Genomic DNA, 1,216 nt, shown 5'->3' with positions numbered 1-1,216 from the left:
TACAAAAGGCAGGTATCTAAAATCCAAACGGCAAAGTACGGTAGAACCCGTTTTTGGGACCCTCACACAGTTTATGGGACTTCGGAAAATCAACACTATAGGAATTCAACAAGCAAACAAAGTCATGCATCTGTCTGCAATTGCCTATAACTTGAAGAAATATTTAAAATTCATTGTAAAAAATGTGAAAATAGATGCCAAAAACCATGGGGTATTTGTTTTGTCTTGTAAAACGCTTGTTTAGGCCCCAAATAAAGCTGTTAGAACTAATATAATAGGCATCCTAAAACTTAAATAGTATTGGTTTTAACAAAGTAAAAGCCCTTGTAAAAGGAGCTTTTGAATGTTTTTTTATGTTTTTATAGACTTGTGCAACGATTACCGGTGTTGTAAACTGTGCTTTATTTGTTTTTTATTCTATTTACTTTGACATAAAACCAAGGTACAGGTTCAAATCCATTAGATTCGTCATTCATATATTCCATTAGTTTGTCCCAATTCTCAAAGGTTTCTATAAGTCCAAAATCATTTATTTTAATTCCGAATTTATCTTTTAAATCGTTCGATAAATCATTGCAATGAAATGAGTGGAAATCTCCACCAGCTTCAATTCCGATTATGTCGTAACCTAAAAACTCATTTTTTTCTAAATTTATCTCTTTGGTTTTGAGTTTGTTATAAATTCCAACTTCTCCAGTAAACATTTCAGTCGGTTTAGTCATTTCCAAAGCTTCGCTCAAGTCACATTCAGGAAAGCTGATACTTAATATTTCAAAGTCCGAATCGTTAGGAAAGAATTTTTCTTTGTATTCAGTCAATGTTTTTAAATCCGAAAATGTATTTATCCAACCAAGTTTATTTTCATTCAGCTTTATGTCAGCCCAAACTTGTATTTCCTCAACATTTTTGTCAGTCAGATTGAAAGTTCTTTTAGTTTCTTCTAATTCTTTCTTTTCAGTTGTTGCCCAAGAAATTGCCCAAGAGTCAAAAAAAGAGTCGTTTATACAACGACTACAAGTATAGATTTCCGAACCTTTAATCGTTCCGTAGTCGATAGGCTTTATTTTAATCAGATAATATGCTCCAATGTAGTGTTTCACTCGGTTTTCGGCATGTTCGTTAAGGGACATAGTTTACACAAGTTAAAGATTAGGGTTTACACTAAATTAGTTTCTAACCTTGTAGATTGTTGTTTGTTTCTAAGCTGCTTTTCATC

At 32.5% G+C, this 1,216-nt stretch carries 2 protein-coding genes; one reads left to right on the top strand and one right to left on the bottom strand.

The genetic code is table 11. From position 1 onward, the window contains the following. The coding region (locus AC2D8I_RS16200; RefSeq protein ID WP_484707156.1) for a transposase at positions 1–244 on the top strand (244 nt) is incomplete at its 5' end. A gap of 157 nt (positions 245–401) precedes the next feature. On the opposite strand, the gene AC2D8I_RS16195 is transcribed toward AC2D8I_RS16200, so the two are convergent. Next, positions 402–1,130, bottom strand: a complete 729-nt coding sequence (locus tag AC2D8I_RS16195) for a hypothetical protein (RefSeq protein WP_484707154.1) — start codon at positions 1,128–1,130, stop codon at positions 402–404. Positions 1,131–1,216 lie beyond the last annotated feature (86 nt).

The organism is Lacinutrix sp. YIN62, assembly GCF_057219185.1.
This window is presented reverse-complemented; position numbering and strand designations above follow the sequence as displayed.